We start from the raw sequence: 17,017 nt of genomic DNA on the forward strand, positions 1-17,017 counted from the left end.
GGCCGTTTTAATCAGAGAGGAAGCACTTCTATGCCAATCGCCACACCTAAACAATACGCCGAGATGCTCGCGGCCGCCCAAGAGGGCGGTTACGCCTACCCGGCCGTCAATATTTCGTCGCTCGCGACGCTGAACGCCTCCATGAAGGCATTCGCGGACAAGAAGTCAGACGGGATCATCCAGGTTTCGACCGGGGGCGGTGAGTTTGCCTCCGGTTTGAACGTCAAGAACGCGGCCCTCGGGGCGATCGTTTTGGCCGAGGCGGCCCATCGGCTCGCCGACCAATACGACGTTTTCTTCGCGCTCCACACCGATCATTGCCAAGCGAGCAAAGTCGATTCTTTCCTTCGCCCGCTGATCGAGGCGACCGCGAAACGCCGGGCGGCCGGTCAGGGAAATTTGTTCCAGTCGCACATGTTCGACGGATCGGAACTGCCGTTGGACGAGAATTTGAAACTGTCGAAGGAGCTCCTGAAGCTTTGCGCGGAAAACGAGATCATCCTCGAAGTCGAAGCCGGCGTGGTCGGCGGGGAGGAAGATGGCATCGACAACAGCGGCCTGCCGGCCGAAAAACTCTACACCACTCCGGAAGATATGCTGGCGGTGTATGAAGCGTTGAATGGCGTCGGCAAATACATTTTCGCCGCGACCTTCGGCAACGTTCACGGCTCCTACAAGCCCGGCGCGGTGAAACTTCGTCCGGAGATCTTGAAAAAAGGTCAGGAGGCGGTGATCGCGAAATACGGCAAGGAAGCCGAATTCGACTTGGTGTTCCATGGCGGATCCGGTTCGGACTTGTCGGAGATCCGCGAGACGCTGGATTACGGGGTGATCAAGATGAACATCGACACCGACACTCAATACGCCTTCACCCGGCCGATCGTCGACCACGTGATGCGCAATTACGACGGCTGTTTGAAGATCGACGGCGAAGTCGGCTCCAAGAAGCAATACGATCCGCGCGCTTACCTGAAGAAGGCGGAAGCGGGAATGGCCGCCCGTCTCGGTCAGGCTTGCGAAGACCTTCTTTCGACCGGCAAGACCTTGTTCAAGAAATAATCGGGAAACCGATAGTGATAGTGGCGGAGGCATCCTGCCTCTGTGCGTGGGTTCAGCGGAACGAGCTTGGAAAACACACGGAGCCGGGACGGCCCCTCCCACATTCTCCCAGGCGCACGCTCGAAAAGAGCGCGCGCCTTTGCTCTGTAAGGAGAACCGCAGATGGGCGCAGATAAGCGCAGATGAAGAGAGGAGGGATGTGGGGAGCTAAACTCGGAGGTGGTGCGGGCGGAGGGAGTCGAACCCTCGTCTCAAGCTTGGGAAGCTCACATAATAGCCGTTATACGACGCCCGCAAAATTCGAGATCATCATCAATCGCCATAATTCGGCGGTTTTCAAGCCCTTTTTTCCGAGTTTGCGCCGGTCTACGCAGGGCGGAATCCTGGAACGGTTATCGGCCGAGGGTAAAACGGTGGCTTGCCAAGGAATGGTAAAATAGTGATATTCCGGCAACTTGATGCCGCCCGCGCGGTCCTCTTTTCCTGCCAATGTCGTATCGAACCTCTTCCGCTGTTTTTGTCATCACGCTTCTGTTGGCCGTCTTCCTGGCGGTGCGCCTGTTCGGCGATCGGCCGGACGACTCACCGGCTGGGCCAATTGAGGAAACCGCGGTGGAGGAGATTCCGCGGGAGGAGACGCCGTTGGATGACGCCGATCCGGTTCCGCCGCCGGGAGCGGAGATTCCATCCGACCGGCCGGTTTCGGTTTATGTGATTCCAATCGAGGGGGAGATCGGTCAGGCGCTGCTTTTCGTCTTTCGCCGCGGAATGAAGGAGGCGATCGAAATGGGGGCTGACGTGGTGGTGCTCGATATGAATACGCCCGGCGGTCGGCTCGACGTGACGTTGCAAATGATGGAGATGCTCGACCGGTTTTCCGGTCGGACCATCACTTACGTCAATAGCGACGCGATTTCCGCCGGGGCCTTCATCTCCGCCGCGACCAATGAAATCTGGTTCGCGCCTCGGGGGGTGATTGGCGCGGCCGCTCCAGTGGCGGCCACCGGACAGGAGATTCCCGAGACGATGCAGCGCAAGATCATGAGTTACCTCGGCGCCCGGATCCGGGCCTTCACCGAGGATGTTCCTTACCGGGCGGAAGTTTTGATGGCGATGGTGGACGCCCAATACGTGCTGGAAATCGACGGCGAAGTGATTTCGCCCGAGGGGGAGCTTCTCTCGTTGACCGCGACTGAAGCGATGCGGGAGTTTGGCGATCCGCCCCAGGCTTTGTTGGGAACCGGGATCGCGCCGAGTCTCGAAGCGCTCCTGAACGAAAAGTATGGCGAAGGTAACTACACCGTGGCCGAGTTTATTCCGACGTGGTCGGAGGAATTGGCTCGATGGCTCACCTCGATCGCCCCGTTGCTGTTGGGGATCGGACTCCTGTGCATATTTTTCGAATTCAAGACCCCGGGTTTCGGTGTGATCGGCGTCACGGGATTCCTCTTGTTGACGCTCGTTTTCCTCGGCCATCATTTGGCGGGGTTGGCCGGGATGGAACCGCTTTTGGTCTTCTTGCTCGGGGCACTTCTGGTGTTGGCGGAGATTATTTTCTTCCCCGGGCTGATCATTCCATCGGTCGTCGGAATCGTGTTGATGATCGGATCGTTGATTTGGGGGATGGTCGACATCTGGCCGGCGGAAGCGTTCGAGCTGACTCCCGATATGTTTGTCCGTCCGTTGCTCAATTTGGCGGCCGGTTTGGCCCTGGCCGTGGCGGGCGCGGTGGCGTTGGCGAAATTCATTCCCCGTTCCTGGTTCTGGGATAAAATGATTTTGCAAGGGGGGATCCTGGGGGATTCCCAGCACGACGGGCTGGCTCCGGCTGGAGGACCAGCGGTGCCCGCGAAGGCCGGGATCGGGGATGTCGGCGTGGCGGTGTCGGATCTGTATCCGTCGGGGGAAATCGAGATTGACGGGCGGCGTTATCAGGCGCGGATCGACCGGGGCTCCGCGTCCCGTGGAGATACTTTGGAAGTGGTCGGTTATCTCGATTTCGGATTGCTTGTCCGGCGAAAGAACCGGTAGTCTCCGGCTTTCGCAATACTCTCCTTTTCTCTTCGTCGGATCGCTTCCCGCGACCGTTTTTTGAACTATGCTGGCCATCATCGTCGGGCTCTTTCTTTTGGGGCTCTGTTTAATTTCACTGGAATTGCTGGTCCCGGGGGGCATCCTCGGTTTGGTCGGAGTGTTGTCTCTACTCGGCTCCTGGACTGTGGCGTTCGTCGAGTATGGCGTGGCGGGCGGAATGCTCGCGGTCTTGATCGGGTGCGTTGTGATCGGGATTTCGCTGACGATCGAACTGAAATTCATTCCCCGGACCACCGCCGGACAGCGCCTTTTCTTAAAAGGCTCGATCGGGGGAACCAGTCAGCGTTCGGTGGCACCGGCGGACATGACCGGGAAGCAAGGCAAAACGGTGACGACGCTTGCTCCGACGGGGGTGGTTGAAATCGACGGCAAGACCTACGAAGGCTTTTCGTTGAGCGGGCTGGTGGAACGGGGGGCGCGGGTGGAAGTGGTCGACGCCGACAATTTCCGGGTGCGGGTGAAGAAAATCTGAACCACTATGGGCGAAACGATTGTATTATTTGTTTTTCTGATGATCGCCGCCGGATTCACCCTGCGGAAAGCGGCGCCGGTATTCGCTTGTTGGGCGACCGTCCGCCGCAAGGGAGGAACGGTCGGGTTGTGGACGATCTGGAGCCTGTATCTGCGGAATCTTCCATTCGAGGCGTTGACCGCGGCCCACCTGACTGCCCGGCAGGCGGAGGTGCGGATCCCCCTGGCCGAGTTGGTCGCCCATGCCCGGGCGGGCGGCGACGTGCGTGCGGTGGTCCACGCTTATGTGGCGATGCGGCAGTCCGGGAGCGAAATCGATTTTGCCCGGGTTTGCGAAATCGAACTCGCCGATTTGGAACCGGAGGAGGTGGAGGTCCTCTGAGGCGAGGAATCGGTTCGAGCGACCGATTTTTTTCGTGTCTTTCCCGTTGAGTGTTATTAGCTTTCCCCGAACGAAATTTTCTCACCCAATAAACTGAGTAGGTAGAAACCGTAACCATGGAACTGAACTTCACTGTTATTGCCGTCATTGTCCTGGCGATCATCCTGTTGGTGGTCCTGGGGATTTTTCTCTCGTTTTTCAGCGTGTGGCTTCGAGCCTGGCTGGCCGGCGCCTATGTCGGGATTCCGAACCTGGTGGCGATGCGCCTCCGGCAGGTGCCTTATGACAAAATCGTCGACGCCCGGATCACCGCCAAGAAGGCCGGGATCGAAATGAGCACCGACGAACTCGAAGCCCATTATCTGGCGGGCGGGAATGTAATTCCGACCGTGCAGGCCTTGATCGCGGCGATGAAGGCGGGCATTCCGCTCGATTTCACCCGGGCATGCGCTATCGACCTCGCGACCAAAGGGAGCGGGAAGTCGGTGAACGAAGCGGTTCGCACCTCGGTTGACCCGAAGGTGATCGATTGTCCGAATCCCGCCCAAGGCCGGAGCACGATCGACGGTGTCGCCAAAGACGGGATTCAAGTGAAAGTGCGCGCCCGGGTCACGGTGCGAAGCAACCTGGATCGTTTTGTCGGGGGCGCGAAGGAGGAAACGATCATCGCCCGCGTCGGTGAAGGGATTGTGACGACCATCGGTTCCGCCGCTTCCTACAAGACGGTGTTGGAAAGTCCGGATTCGATTTCCAAAGTGGTGTTGCAACGCGGACTCGATGTCGGGACCGCGTTTGAAATTCTTTCGATCGACATCGCCGATGTCGACGTCGGCGAAAACGTCGGCGCCCAACTGCAGGAAGCCCAGGCGGAAGCGAATAAAAACATGGCCCAGGCCCAGGCGGAAATCCGGCGGGCCGCCGCGGTGGCGCTTGAGCAGGAAATGAAGGCGCGGGTCCAGGAGATGCAGGCGAAGGTCGTCGAAGCCCAGGCGCAGGTCCCGCTGGCGATCGCCGAAGCTTTCCGCGAAGGAAACCTCGGGGTGATGGATTACCAACGGTATATGAACATCCAGGCCGATACCGACATGCGGAAGTCGATTGCCAAACCGGGCCAGGAAGACGAAGGTAGAAAATAAGAAGGTTTGAACCTCGGCGGACCCGGCGCGGGAGTAATCCAACGCCGGGATTCGCCGGATCCGATTATTTTACATGGATTGGCTGACGGAATATTTCGACATCCTGTTGCCGGTGGCGTTGGTTCTCTTCTTTTTGTTCCAGCGGATGTTCGCGCGGGACGAAGGGGAGGGGGTGCCTCCGGGGGAGCCGTCGGAAGCCGAAGCGGAAGCCCGGCGCATCCAGGAGGAGATCCGGCGCAAAATCATCGCCCGTCAGCAAGGGAGAACGGAGGAAGCGGAGGAACCGGCGTTCGAGGAGTTCGAGCGGGAAGGTCCGGTGGTTTTCCCCCGGCGTCACCAGGAGTATGAGGAACGCCCTCCGGTGGTGCAGCAACCGCCGCCGGTTCGCCGTTCGCAGCCCGAGCCGAGGCCGACGGTCTCGACCGGTGGACCTCGCCGCGATATCCAGGAGGAATTGCGGATTCAGAAGGAACGCTTGGAAGAATCTCGTCGGGCCAAAGCCGAGGCGGTGCGCCGCACCTCGCGGGCGGGACTGCCCGCGGCGGAGCGGGTCGCCCAGGCCCATGTCCGGCGTGAAGTCGCCGGAGATTTGCGGGCGCAATTGTTCGCCGATCTGGCGACAGCCGACAGCATGAAGCGGGCTTTTTTGTTGAAAGAAGTGGTCGACCGGCCAGTCGGGCTCCGTTCGCGCCCGGACGTTTTTTCAAATTGGTCCTGAGGCGGCTGAATACGCGTGATCGAAGTCGCCCAATTACGGAAAACCTTTGCCGCGGGGCGTCAGACGGTCAAGGCGGTGGACGCGGTGAGTTTCACTTGCCGCCCGGGAGAGATTTTCGGTCTCCTGGGGGCCAACGGTGCCGGAAAAACCACTACCCTCCGGATGTTGGCGACCCTGCTCCGTCCCAGCGGCGGCAGCGCCCGCGTGGAAGGATTTGACGTGGTCGCCGAGCCGAAGGAGGTCCGGCGGAAAGTCGGTTTTTTGTCGACCGCCACCGCTCTCTACGGTCGGTTGACGGCGGAGGAAATGGTGTTGTATTTCGGGCGGCTCCAGGGACTAGGCGAGAGTGAATTGCGGGAGCGGGCGGAGCAGCTTTTTGGTCAACTCGGGATCGACAGTTTTCGCGATCGCCGTTGCGACCGCCTTTCCACCGGGATGAAGCAAAAGATCTCCATTGCCCGCGCATTGATTCACAATCCGCCGGTGATGATCTTCGACGAACCGACTTTGGGGCTCGACGTGATGGCGGCCCGTCAAATCGTGCAATTCATCCGGGAGTGCCGAGAGGCGGGCAAAACGGTATTGTTTTCCACCCATGTGATGAGCGAGGTTGAGAAGTTGTGCGACCGGGTGGCGGTCATTCACGGCGGTCGGATCCACGCGGAGGGAAGTTTGGAGGATTTGTACGACCGTTACGGCGAGCGGGAAATGGAAGAGGTCTTTGTAAAAGTGGTCGGCGAGGCGGAAGGCCGGGGGGAAGGAGTCCGGAGCGATGGCTGAGGCGAGAAATATGTTGGGTGTCGTTTATCGGAAGGAGTTGATCGATTCCCTCCGGGATCGCCGCGCCCTGATCTCGATGATCGCGGTCCCTCTGATTGTGATGCCCTTGCTTTTGGTCGGAATGGGCGGGCTCACCTTCAAAATGGCGGAACGGGCCCGGGTGGAGATCCATGAAGTGATGATCCTCGGCGGGGAGCACGCGCCGGAAGTGGTCGACAGTATCCGGGAGTTGGAGACAATCCGCCTGGCGGAGCCATCGGACGACTTTCGGCGGCGGATCGCCGACAAGGAGCTCCCGGCGGCGCTGCAAGTCCCGCAAGGCTTCGCGGAAGCGGTGCGGCGCGGGGAACCGGCCGCCCTGACGATCTTTACCTATGAAGGAGAGTCGAGGTCAAACGAAGCGGCGCGGCGCTTGAAAAGCCATTTGCGGGAGATTCGGCAGACGGTGGTGGTGGAGCGGCTCGGGGCCCACGGATTAGCAGAAACGGTGTTGGAACCGTTTGAAGTGAATCGGGAGAACGTGGCGCCGCCCGAACGGGTCACCGGGGCGGTGATCGGCCAGTTGTTGCCGTATATTTTGATCATGTTGTGTATCACCGGGGCGGTTTATCCGGCGATGGATTTGACCGCGGGGGAAAAGGAACGCGGGACCATGGAGACCTTGTTGAGCAGCCCGGTCTCCCGGACCACTCTGGTTTTGGGGAAATTTCTGGTGGTCCTGACCTTTTCCATCGTGACGGCCCTGCTCGCCCTGTCGGCGCTCGGCGGAACGTTTTGGGTCGCGGTGGCCTTGTTGCGGGCGACCGGGGGCATCATCGATTTGGCGATCAGCCCCCTCGCGATCGGGGGATTTTTCATTCTGCTCCTCCCGATCGCCGCCCTGTTTGCGTCGCTGTTGCTGGTGATTTCGCTCTTTGCCCGGACCTTCCGGGAAGCCCAAACCTACGTGAGTCCCTTGTTGATCGTGGCGATTCTCCCGGCGGCGATCGCATTGATGCCCGGGGTCGATTTGACTCCCGCCATCGCTTTGGTGCCGGTGCTTAACATCAGCCTCATCGGCAGGGACATTCTGAGCGGGATCTTCGATTGGGGGTATATTGGCCTGATCCTTGGATCCTCCACCGTGTATGCCGCGCTGGCCCTTTGGGCGGCGGTTCGGTTGTTTTACCAGGAATCGGTGGTGTTCAGGGGATAGGAAACGTCGACGATTTATGCCGAAAAAATCAACCGCCGAACGGTCGCCATTGATGTATGCGGCCTCCGATACCAACGCCGACCTTCTTTATTTCGGCCGGTTTTTCGCTCCGGACCCGTTTATCGCGTTTGAACATGGGGGACGGCGTTACGCGGTGCTAAGTCCATTGGAAATCGCCCGTGGCCGCCGTGAATCGCGTTTCGATGAAGTCCTCGCGCTGGAGGAATGGAAACGGAAGGCGAGTGAGAAGGCGAAAGGGAAGACCGCCGGCGTGGCGGAGATCATCGCGGCTTTGGCCGACGAGTTTTCGATCGCGGGCTTTCAGGTCGGGGCGGATTTTCCGTTTGGGCTGGCGCGGAAGCTGGAAGAGGCGGGGGTCACCCTGGAGATCGCCGCCGGCGGGTTATTCCCGGACCGCGAACGGAAGACGGCCGAAGAAGCTGAAATGATCCGGCGGGGCAACCGTTGCAGCGCGGCCGGAATTCGGGCGGCCGAAGTTCTTTTGCGGAAGGCGACGGTGCGGAAGGGAAAACTGTTTTTGGAAAACCGCTATCTGACCTCCGAGCGATTGAAGGAGGAGATCGAGATCGCGTGCTTGCGCGCCGGGGCCGTCGCCAGCCATACGATCGCGGCCGGGGGTGACCAAGCCTGCGATCCGCACTGCACCGGGAGCGGAGTGTTGCGGGAAGGCGAGTTGATCATCGTCGACGTGTTTCCCCGGGTGACGGCCACCGGGTATCACGGGGACATGACCCGAACGTTTTTGAAAGGGAAGGCCTCCGAAGCTCAGAAGAAGCTGATCGCAACCGTCCGGGCCGCGCACGGGGAAGCGATGAGACGGGTGAAAGCGGGCGTCAAAGGAGATACGATCCACCGGACGGTGATGCGAACGTTCGAAGAAGCCGGGTATCGAACCCGTCTCGATGGGGCGCAACCGGAAGGATTCTTCCATGGGACCGGTCATGGGCTTGGATTGGAGGTCCATGAAGCGCCTCGGGTTTCGCTGAACGCTCCCCGGTTGAAAGCCGGACAGGTGGTGACGATCGAGCCGGGCCTTTATTACCCGGGAGTCGGGGGCGCCCGGGTGGAGGACGTCGTTTGGGTGAAAGGCGGCGGGGGCGAGACCTTGTCGAACTACCATTACCGCTGGCAGTTGTGAGAAACGGGCGCTCCCCGTCGTATTATTCAAGCATCGGCGGGAGTGGAAGTAACTCGGATAGGCTCAACTGACACCACCAATTTATTGAAACCAATTTGGCGGGTATAGTTTTTTTCCACTTCCATGCAAGGGACTGCCTCAATGACCTTTAAACTGGAGACCAGCTGGGGGAATTGCTTCAAGAAACCGCGTATGATGGCCCGGGCGTGATGCGCTCCCAGGCAGTTGTGGTGACCAAAGCCAAAGGCGACGTGGGGATTGGGTTTGCGTTCAAGATCGACTTCGTTCGGATTCTCGAAAACTTCCGGGTCCCGGTTGGCTGCCGCCCAGGTGAGTGAGATCCGTCCCCCTGGCTCGACCTGATGGCCATGAACATCGGTTTTCATGGGACAGACGCGACCAATATGGGTTAGAGGGATGGCCAACCGAAAGAATTCCTCCGCTGCCGTGTTGATCGCTTCGGGATAGGCCCGCAGGTGGGCCATCGCCTCCGGGTTTTTGGCGAAATACGCGATAATTCCGGTCATGGTATGGATGATCGTATCGCGGCCACCGGCAAAGGCGAGGTTGGCGAAACCTTCCTTTTCCTCGTCGGTGAGCGGTCGTCCATCGATCTCAGCGGCATTCAGAGCGCTGTAGAAATCGTCGCCCGGATGCTCCTTGGCTTTTTGAAACATCATTCGGTTGTAGGCGTCCATTTGGGAGCCCTTGGCCTTGCCGTCACCTGATCGAATGACGTGCACCCCCCATGAGATCCATTGGTCCCCCTCCGATTCCGGGACGTTCAGCAGGTGGCTAACGCATAAGACTGGATAGGAATTGCCAAATCGTGGACCGCATCGAATGTGCCTCGCTCGACCATTCTTTGCAGTATGCGGCCGATCAATCCGTCAATCCTCGCTTTGACCTCCGGTTGCTTGGGGCGGAGGAAGAAAGGTTCGACGAGTTTGCGGTAGTCGCCGTGTTTCGGGGGATCGAGTTCGATCGGGTATTGACGCACGTCCCGTAGCGCTTCTTCGGAGGGAATTGGAACCCGGCGGGGGGCGTCCGAGCTAAAAGTCTGCCAGTCTTTGGCTGCCTTGCGGACCTCTTTCAACTGCAGCAGCATGGGGATTTTTTCCCCGTGTTGAAATTCGCCCAGCATCATCGGGCAACGCGTCCGGGCTTCCTCAAACGGATCGCCGGTGATGTAAGTGTTCGTCGGCATATGAGATTTTTGGAACTTTAATGAAAATCGGGGGGCGGCGATTTACTCCTTTGGCGGGATTGTAACTTCCAGGCCGTCCAACTCATCGGTCAGCACGATCTGACAACTCAACCGGCTGTTCTCCTTGGTCCGGTCGTCGAACTCGAGGGTATCGGCTTCCATCGTCCCGGCAGGCTCGATTTTGCCCTGCCAGTCCTTTGCGACGTAGACGTGACAGGTGGAGCAGGAGCAAACCCCTCCGCAATCGCCATCGATACCTTCGATTTCGTGGAATTGGGCGATTTCCATCAGGCTGCCCTCCACATTTTCAAGGGTCACAATTTTTCCGGAAGGGGTGATGAAGGTTACTGTCGGCATAAAGAGGTGCACGAGGTCTGTAAATGGGTCAAAGAGTGAAAATTAAATCGTTGTTCAGGTCCCATTTGTGATCAGCAGCGTAACAAATCAGACCGATTTTGACTTCTCGGTTTGTTTCATTTCACTATATTTTTCGCTCGTTTTTTGCCAGAACCACGCCTCATTTATGCAAGTTAGTTACGAATCGGTCCCCTATCGTCCCGGCGAATCCATTGCCTGTTTCGAATTCAACGGCCCCCGGATTCTCTGCCCGTATCACCAACATCCTGAGTTTGAAATCGCGTGGATCGTCCGCAGTGAGGGGCGGGTGCTTGCCGGCGATTCCCTTACCCGGTTTCAAGCGGGGGATCTCTTTTTGTTGGGAGCCCATCTTCCCCATGCTTTTTGGAACGACGACGATTCCGGGAATGCGCGAACCGTAGTGGTGCAGTTCAAGCGTGATGCCTTCGGTGAAAAGCTTTTTGCCGTCCCGGAAACGCTGGAAATCGCCCGGCTCCTGGTTGCATCGGAGCGCGGCCTGCGCTGGAACATCGCGGGGCATCCGCGTTTGGCCCGCGTGCTTCACGGCCTTGGCGCCCGGCGGGAGACCGGCCGAATCATTCAGTTTTTGGAAGTGCTGCGGCAGCTTGCCCAGATGGCTCCGGCAGCGGAGCTTTCATCGATCGCCTGCGGACAGGCCTTGAAAGGGCGTGATTCTTCCCGGATGGAGACCGTGACCCAATATGTGCGCGGACATCTTACGGAAACCATCAGCCAAACCGAGGCGGCTCGTCTGACAGGGATGTCGGTGTCGAGTTTTCGGAGGTTTTTCCAACGCACGGCTCGCCGGACATTTCCTTGTTTCGTCAACGAACTGCGGATCAGCGAAGCTTGCCGATTGCTTCTGACGACCGATTTGACCGTCACTGAAATTCTCTATCGGTGCGGTTATAGCAACCCGGCCAATTTTTACCGTCGCTTTCGCCAAGTCCTGGGGACCACTCCGAAAGGCTACCGGCGGCGCGAACGTGCGACCGCGTGGAGAGTCCCCTCCGGGGCGGCGGCGACTTGATGTTTCATGTTGCAGTGAGGGGAGAGGCTGGCATATTGCCCTCTTCACTGAAAAAATCGTTATGGGAAAAAGCTTGTTTGAAAAGGTGTGGGACGCGCATGCGGTGCGGGAGCTGTCGAACGGACAGACCCAACTGTTTATCGGCACCCACCTGATCCACGAAGTCACGAGTCCGCAGGCGTTTGGGATGTTGCGGGATCTCGGCTTGAAAGTCGCTTATCCGAACCGCACGTTTGCGACGGTCGATCACATCGTGCCGACCGATCAGCGCGAGGAACCGTTCGCCGACGCCCTGGCCGACGCCATGATCAAGGAACTGCGCCGCAATTGCGAGGAGTTCGGGGTCACTTATTTCGACATCGCTTCCGGGAAACAGGGGATCGTCCACGTCGTCGGACCGGAGCAGGGGATCACCCAACCGGGCACCACCATCGCCTGCGGCGATTCGCACACCTCCACCCACGGGGCGTTCGGCGCGATCGCGTTCGGGATCGGCACCAGCCAGGTGCGCGATTTGCTCGCCACCCAGACCATGGCCCTCGGCAAGCTGAAGGTCCGGCGGATCAACGTCAACGGCGAGCTCCGTCCGGGGGTTTACGCCAAGGATGTCATTTTGCACATCATCCGGACCCTCGGGGTGAACGGCGGCACCGGTTTCGCCTACGAATACGGCGGCGACGTTTTCGACCGTTTCTCCATGGAAGAGCGGATGACGGTTTGCAACATGTCGATCGAGGGCGGCGCCCGCGTCGGTTATGTGAATCCCGACGAAACCACCTTCGCTTACTTGAAGGGACGTCCCTACGCCCCGAAGGCGGAGGAGTGGGAGAAGGCCGTGGCCCGCTGGAAGGCCGTGGCCTCCGATCCGGATTGCGAATACGACGATGTCGTCGACATCCGGGCCGAGGACATTCCTCCGACCGTCACCTGGGGGATCAACCCCGGGCAGGCGATCGCCATCGACGAGGATGTGCCGTCGCCGGAGAGCGTGTCGGCCGCCGAAAAGGAGTCGGTGGAAGAGGCGCTCGCCTATATGAAATTGACTCCCGGAGCCCCGATCAAGGGGACTCCGGTGGATGTCGCCTTTTTCGGCAGCTGCACCAACGGCCGTCTCTCCGACTTCGTCGAGGCCGCCCGTTATCTCAAGGGAAAGACGGTCAATCCGTCGGTGAAGGCGATCGCGGTGCCCGGTTCGCAGGCGGTCGGCCTGTTGTGCGAAGAGATGGGAGTCGCCCAGACCTTCCGCGACGCCGGTTTCGAATGGCGCGGGGCCGGGTGTTCGATGTGTCTGGCGATGAATCCCGACAAGCTGGTCGGCGACCAACTCTGCGCCAGCAGCAGCAACCGCAACTTTAAAGGCCGCCAAGGGAGTCCGACCGGCCGGACCATTTTGATGAGTCCGGTGATGGTGGCGGCGGCGGCGGTCACCGGTCGGATCAGCGACGCCCGCGAGGTTTTCGGGGTGAAGGAATTGGTGGAAGCATAATCGGGAGGTAGAATCGATATGGCACTGGATAAGATTACTGAAGTGAAAGGGCGCGGCGTTTACGTGCCGGGCGACGACATCGACACCGACCGGATCATTCCGGCCCGTTTCATGAAGTGCATCACCTTCGACGGATTGGGGGAGTTTCTCTTCTATGACGTCCGCAAGGACGAAAACGGTCAGGACCGGAAGCATCCGCTCAACGATCCGAAACACGCCGGGGCGACGATTCTGTTGTCCGGCTCGAATTTCGGTTGCGGCAGTTCCCGCGAACACGCTCCCCAAGCGCTTTACCGCTACGGATTCCGGGCGGTGATCGCGGAGAATTTCGCGGAAATTTTCTTTGGCAACTCGACCACCCTCGGTATGCCGTGCGTCAGTCTGGCCGGGGCCGACATCCGGGAAATCGCGGCGGCGATCCAGGCGAATCCGGAGTTGGAGATTTCGATCGACGTGGCGAACTCGAAAGTGACCGCCGGTGACAAGGTTTACCAGGCGTCGCTGCGGGAGAGCGCCCGCCATGCGCTGATCGGTGGCCATTGGGATCCGATCGCGGAGTTGCTCGAAGGAAAGCCCGAAATCGAAAAGGTGGCCGAGCGCCTGTCCTACGTCTGATTTTGTCCGGGATGGGCGGGACCGGATTTGACCGGACCGCCCGTCCCGGCACCCGTTGCCTGTTCCTCTTTCTCTCTCGTCGTCCGTTATGCAGGAAATCATTACCGGAGCGGGGATCTTCATTTACCCGCTGGCCCTGTGTTCCCTGGTCGGGGTCTTCGTGATCATCGAACGGGCGATCGCCTTGCGCCGCGGCCGGATCCTGCCGCGCGGCGAGCTGGCCTCGGTCGAGGCCGGGAAGTTGCCGGTCGGCGATTCGGTGTTGGCGCGGTTGGCCCGGATTGCCGGGAGTTCTCCGGCGGACGACGAAAACCTGCATGCGGTGGCCCGGTTGGAGGTCAACCGGATGGAGCGCGGCTTCGTTTTCCTGGAAATCATCATCAGCGCGGCTCCCTTGCTCGGGTTGCTCGGCACGGTGACAGGGTTGATCCAGGTCTTTTCCAGCATTACTCCTGAAACCGGTCTGCCTGAGCCGGCGGCCTTCGTGCAAGGGGTCGCCTTGGCGCTCACCACCACGGTGGTCGGATTGGCGATCGCCATTCCCTGTCTGGTGGCCAACAGCTATTTTCAGCGGAAGGTGGAAACCTTCACCGTGCAGCTCGGGGCGGTGGTCGAGCAAATTCAAGGACAACGGCGACGCCCATGAGCTGGATCGTGCGCAAGCGGCGGCGGCCGGAGATCAACATCATCCCGCTGATCGACGTCCTGACCATTCTCATTTTCTTCTTTCTGTTGACCATGCAATACCGGGAGGTTGTCACCTTGAACCTGGTGTTGCCGAAGATCGAAACGGCCGGAAGGAGCGAAATAAGCCGGTCGTTGACGATCGGGATCGATTCGGGCGGAAACTTTTCGCTCGACGGCAAAGCAATAAAACGCGAAGAACTTAGCGGGTTGCTTCAGCCTCTCAGGCCTTGGGGCCGTGATATTTCCGTATTGATCATGGCGGACGAGGAGACTCCATTGAAGGATGTCACCTTCGCGATGGATCAATGTCGGCAGAGCGGCCTCGAACGAATCCGTCTTCAATCGCGGTGATGATTGAGCAGCAAAACATGGAAAGCTTCAGCGAGTTAAAATTACACGAGAGACTGCAATACGCGGTCAAGGAACTCGGTTTCTCGACCCCGACGCCGATTCAGGCGCAGGCCATCCCCGAAATCATGGCCGGCAAAGACGTGATCGGCCTGGCCAAGACCGGCACCGGCAAAACCGCCGCCTTCACGCTTCCGACGCTGGAACGGTTTCTGGAAAACCGTTACGACGAGGAATACGAAGGACCGAGCGTTTTGATTCTCAGTCCGACCCGCGAACTCGCCTTCCAGGTGGAGCGAAACGTCCGGGAACTCGCCCGATATCTCGACATCAACGTCTGTCTCCTCCTCGGCGGGATGCCCTACAACAAGCAGATCCGTGACTTGGAAAACTGGCCCGACATCGTCGTCGCCACGCCGGGCCGACTCCTCGACCACCTTCAGCAGCGGCGACTGACCCTGCGGACGGTCGAAACCTTCATCCTCGACGAAGCCGACCGGATGCTCGACATGGGTTTTCTTCCGGACATCCGCCGTCTGATCGGATTCCTCGGCGACCGCGAACGGCAAACTCTGATGTTTTCCGCCACGTTCCCGGACGCCATCGAACGTTTGGCGGCCCGCCTGATGAAGGACCCGGTCCGGGTCGACGTCACCACGGCTATTCGCACGCCGGAGAACATCGTCCTCGCCGCGTATTACGTGGAGAAAGTCCGCAAGCCGCGTTTGCTGCGGGAGTTGTTGGCCCAGCCGGAAATGACTTCGGTGATGGTCTTCTGCGGAATGAAGATCGAGGCCGATTTCATTTACGAAGTGTTGAAGGAAGATGGCCGGAGCGTCGGGGTGCTTCACAGCGACCGCGACCAGAAAGAGCGGACCCGGGCCCTGGAGGATTTCCGGGTGGGGAACGTTGCGATCCTGGTGGCGACCGATATCGCGGCCCGCGGGCTCGACATCAAGGACGTGACCCACGTCATCAACTACGACCTGCCGAACAATTTCGAGGACTACGTCCATCGCGTCGGGCGGACTGCCCGGGCGGAAGCGCACGGCGAGGCGATCAGTTTCGTGACCCCCGGGGACCGTCTCACGTTTTCTCAAATCGAGCGGAAGCTCGGTCGGGCGATCGACCGACGTTCGTTCTCGGATTTGACCATCGATGGTGAATGGTTGACCGAGAAGCCGAATTTCAGTCTTCCGGCTGCCGGAGAACCTTCGGCGCAAGGACTTGATGCCGAAGCGGGCGGCGAAACCGAAGGGGGAGCGACTCCTGTCGAGGCGAAGCCGCCGGTGCGCCGCCGTCGGCGCCAATAAGGGGGCGGTAGAGGTTTAACGCCTCGGACCGTCATGGTTCATGGAGGAGCGGTGCGCTTCAGCCGCCGTGGTGGACATGCGGGTTCGTCGAGCCGAGACTCCATTGGCCGACTGTCTTCGGCTAAAGCACGAAGCTCCTAGCGGGTTGGGGCTTGCCCCGGCGGAGGCGCTCTGGTAAACCCTTTGCCTCTCCGATGAAGAAGTTTTTCCGTGCTATTTCCGTCGCGCTGGTCGCGACTGTTTTTTTGTCGACCGGCTGTCAGCGTGACGAAGTGGTCGAATATACCGTGCCGAAGGAGGCTCTTCCCGAGGAGTCGAGCATTCGGCGGCAACTGCGGGAGGCGAGGGCCGAAATGGGATTTCCCCATTCTCACGACCATGCTGGACATGACCATGGGCATCATCACGCCGGACACGACCACGCCGGTCACGACCATGGGCATCATCACCATCATCACCATCATCACCATGAGCCTGCGCCGCAACCGGCGAGTCGGGGGATCGTTTACCAAGCTCCGGCCGAATGGCGGGAACAGCCTCTAGGGGCGATGCGGCGGGCCAGTTTTCTAGTGGCCGACGAAGAGGGGCATTTCGTCGATATTTCGGTGACCAGTTTTCCGGGCGACACCGGGGGACTCCATGCCAACCTGAACCGGTGGCGGGAACAACTCGCATTGGCGCCGTTGTCGCCGGAGGAACTCGACGCCGGTATCGGCGAGCATCTGGCGGGGGATAACCGCTTTTTGATGGTCGACATCGGGGGCGAAAGGGCCGGTCCGGATGGGCGGCGCCAACGGATCCTCGGGGCGATCCATTCCCGGGAGGGACAAACTTGGTTCTTCAAGTTGATGGGAGACGACGAGTTGACGGCCGCCCAACAGGAGCCGTTGATCGCTTTTTTGAATACGGTTCAATTCGAAGCCCAGGAAGCGGCCCCGGTGACCGGTTATTAACCCCGT

19 protein-coding genes and 1 tRNA gene are annotated in these 17,017 nt (G+C 59.7%); 16 read left to right on the forward strand and 4 right to left on the reverse strand.

Annotation, left to right across the window (positions count from 1 at the left end):
* Positions 1-30: 30 nt before the first annotated feature.
* Entirely contained in the window at positions 31-1,059 is a 1,029-nt protein-coding gene (gene fbaA, locus ACWUI2_RS18760; protein WP_486984374.1) for a class II fructose-bisphosphate aldolase, read from the forward strand.
* Positions 1,060-1,279: 220 nt separating this feature from the next.
* Here fbaA and ACWUI2_RS18765 read toward each other — a convergent pair.
* A tRNA-Gly gene (locus ACWUI2_RS18765) sits at positions 1,280-1,354 on the reverse strand.
* Between the two features lie 194 nt (positions 1,355-1,548).
* Between ACWUI2_RS18765 and ACWUI2_RS18770 the strand changes: the two genes are divergently transcribed.
* The 8 genes from ACWUI2_RS18770 to ACWUI2_RS18805 all read left to right on the forward strand — a co-directional run bounded on the left by ACWUI2_RS18770 (position 1,549) and on the right by ACWUI2_RS18805 (position 8,994).
* Positions 1,549-3,090, forward strand: a complete 1,542-nt coding sequence (locus ACWUI2_RS18770; protein ID WP_486984375.1) for an NfeD family protein — start codon at positions 1,549-1,551, stop codon at positions 3,088-3,090.
* 67 nt (positions 3,091-3,157) lie between these two features.
* Positions 3,158-3,625 carry an NfeD family protein gene (locus tag ACWUI2_RS18775; protein ID WP_486984376.1) on the forward strand — a complete coding sequence of 156 codons (468 nt, stop codon included), beginning with the start codon at positions 3,158-3,160 and terminating at the stop codon, positions 3,623-3,625.
* 6 nt (positions 3,626-3,631) lie between these two features.
* Positions 3,632-4,006: a flotillin-like FloA family protein gene (locus tag ACWUI2_RS18780; protein ID WP_486984377.1), complete on the forward strand. Its 375-nt coding sequence runs from the start codon at positions 3,632-3,634 to the stop codon at positions 4,004-4,006.
* Between the two features lie 116 nt (positions 4,007-4,122).
* Entirely contained in the window at positions 4,123-5,142 is a 1,020-nt protein-coding gene (floA, locus tag ACWUI2_RS18785; RefSeq protein WP_486984378.1) for a flotillin-like protein FloA, read from the forward strand.
* 73 nt (positions 5,143-5,215) lie between these two features.
* Positions 5,216-5,860, forward strand: coding sequence for a hypothetical protein (locus tag ACWUI2_RS18790; RefSeq protein WP_486984379.1), 645 nt, complete (start codon positions 5,216-5,218; stop codon positions 5,858-5,860).
* Between the two features lie 15 nt (positions 5,861-5,875).
* A complete protein-coding gene (locus ACWUI2_RS18795; RefSeq protein ID WP_486984380.1) occupies positions 5,876-6,640 on the forward strand; it encodes an ABC transporter ATP-binding protein in 765 nt (254 codons plus the stop codon).
* On the forward strand, positions 6,633-7,835 hold the full coding sequence (locus tag ACWUI2_RS18800; RefSeq protein ID WP_486984381.1) for an ABC transporter permease: 1,203 nt from the start codon (positions 6,633-6,635) through the stop codon (positions 7,833-7,835). The genes ACWUI2_RS18795 and ACWUI2_RS18800 overlap by 8 nt, the downstream gene beginning before the upstream one ends.
* Before the next feature lie 16 nt (positions 7,836-7,851).
* On the forward strand, positions 7,852-8,994 hold the full coding sequence (locus tag ACWUI2_RS18805; protein ID WP_486984382.1) for a M24 family metallopeptidase: 1,143 nt from the start codon (positions 7,852-7,854) through the stop codon (positions 8,992-8,994).
* Positions 8,995-9,020: 26 nt separating this feature from the next.
* Here the strand turns inward: ACWUI2_RS18805 and ACWUI2_RS18810 are convergent, their stop codons facing one another.
* The 3 genes from ACWUI2_RS18810 to ACWUI2_RS18820 form a co-directional block, all read right to left on the reverse strand.
* Positions 9,021-9,674 (reverse strand): cytochrome P450, encoded by a 654-nt coding sequence (locus ACWUI2_RS18810; protein WP_486984383.1) that lies wholly within the window; start codon positions 9,672-9,674, stop codon positions 9,021-9,023.
* 104 nt (positions 9,675-9,778) lie between these two features.
* Complete coding sequence (locus tag ACWUI2_RS18815) at positions 9,779-10,201, reverse strand: hypothetical protein (protein ID WP_486984384.1); 423 nt, start codon at positions 10,199-10,201, stop codon at positions 9,779-9,781.
* A gap of 42 nt (positions 10,202-10,243) precedes the next feature.
* A complete protein-coding gene (locus tag ACWUI2_RS18820) occupies positions 10,244-10,558 on the reverse strand; it encodes a 2Fe-2S iron-sulfur cluster-binding protein (protein ID WP_486984385.1) in 315 nt (104 codons plus the stop codon).
* A gap of 166 nt (positions 10,559-10,724) precedes the next feature.
* Between ACWUI2_RS18820 and ACWUI2_RS18825 the strand changes: the two genes are divergently transcribed.
* The 7 genes from ACWUI2_RS18825 (at position 10,725) to ACWUI2_RS18855 (ending at position 17,011) form a co-directional block, all read left to right on the forward strand.
* Positions 10,725-11,609 carry an AraC family transcriptional regulator gene (locus tag ACWUI2_RS18825; RefSeq protein WP_486984386.1) on the forward strand — a complete coding sequence of 295 codons (885 nt, stop codon included), beginning with the start codon at positions 10,725-10,727 and terminating at the stop codon, positions 11,607-11,609.
* Positions 11,610-11,670: 61 nt separating this feature from the next.
* Positions 11,671-13,095: a 3-isopropylmalate dehydratase large subunit gene (gene leuC, locus ACWUI2_RS18830; RefSeq protein ID WP_486984387.1), complete on the forward strand. Its 1,425-nt coding sequence runs from the start codon at positions 11,671-11,673 to the stop codon at positions 13,093-13,095.
* 18 nt (positions 13,096-13,113) lie between these two features.
* A complete protein-coding gene (gene leuD, locus ACWUI2_RS18835; RefSeq protein WP_486984388.1) occupies positions 13,114-13,710 on the forward strand; it encodes a 3-isopropylmalate dehydratase small subunit in 597 nt (198 codons plus the stop codon).
* 88 nt (positions 13,711-13,798) lie between these two features.
* On the forward strand, positions 13,799-14,356 hold the full coding sequence (locus tag ACWUI2_RS18840; protein WP_486984389.1) for a MotA/TolQ/ExbB proton channel family protein: 558 nt from the start codon (positions 13,799-13,801) through the stop codon (positions 14,354-14,356).
* Positions 14,353-14,748 (forward strand): ExbD/TolR family protein, encoded by a 396-nt coding sequence (locus ACWUI2_RS18845; RefSeq protein ID WP_486984390.1) that lies wholly within the window; start codon positions 14,353-14,355, stop codon positions 14,746-14,748. Before ACWUI2_RS18840 ends, ACWUI2_RS18845 begins: the two co-directional genes overlap by 4 nt.
* Entirely contained in the window at positions 14,748-16,058 is a 1,311-nt protein-coding gene (locus tag ACWUI2_RS18850; RefSeq protein WP_486984391.1) for a DEAD/DEAH box helicase, read from the forward strand. Before ACWUI2_RS18845 ends, ACWUI2_RS18850 begins: the two co-directional genes overlap by 1 nt.
* A gap of 194 nt (positions 16,059-16,252) precedes the next feature.
* Positions 16,253-17,011, forward strand: a complete 759-nt coding sequence (locus ACWUI2_RS18855) for a hypothetical protein (protein WP_486984392.1) — start codon at positions 16,253-16,255, stop codon at positions 17,009-17,011.
* Positions 17,012-17,017: the final 6 nt, after the last annotated feature.

The organism is Verruconatronum alginivorum, assembly GCF_056590205.1.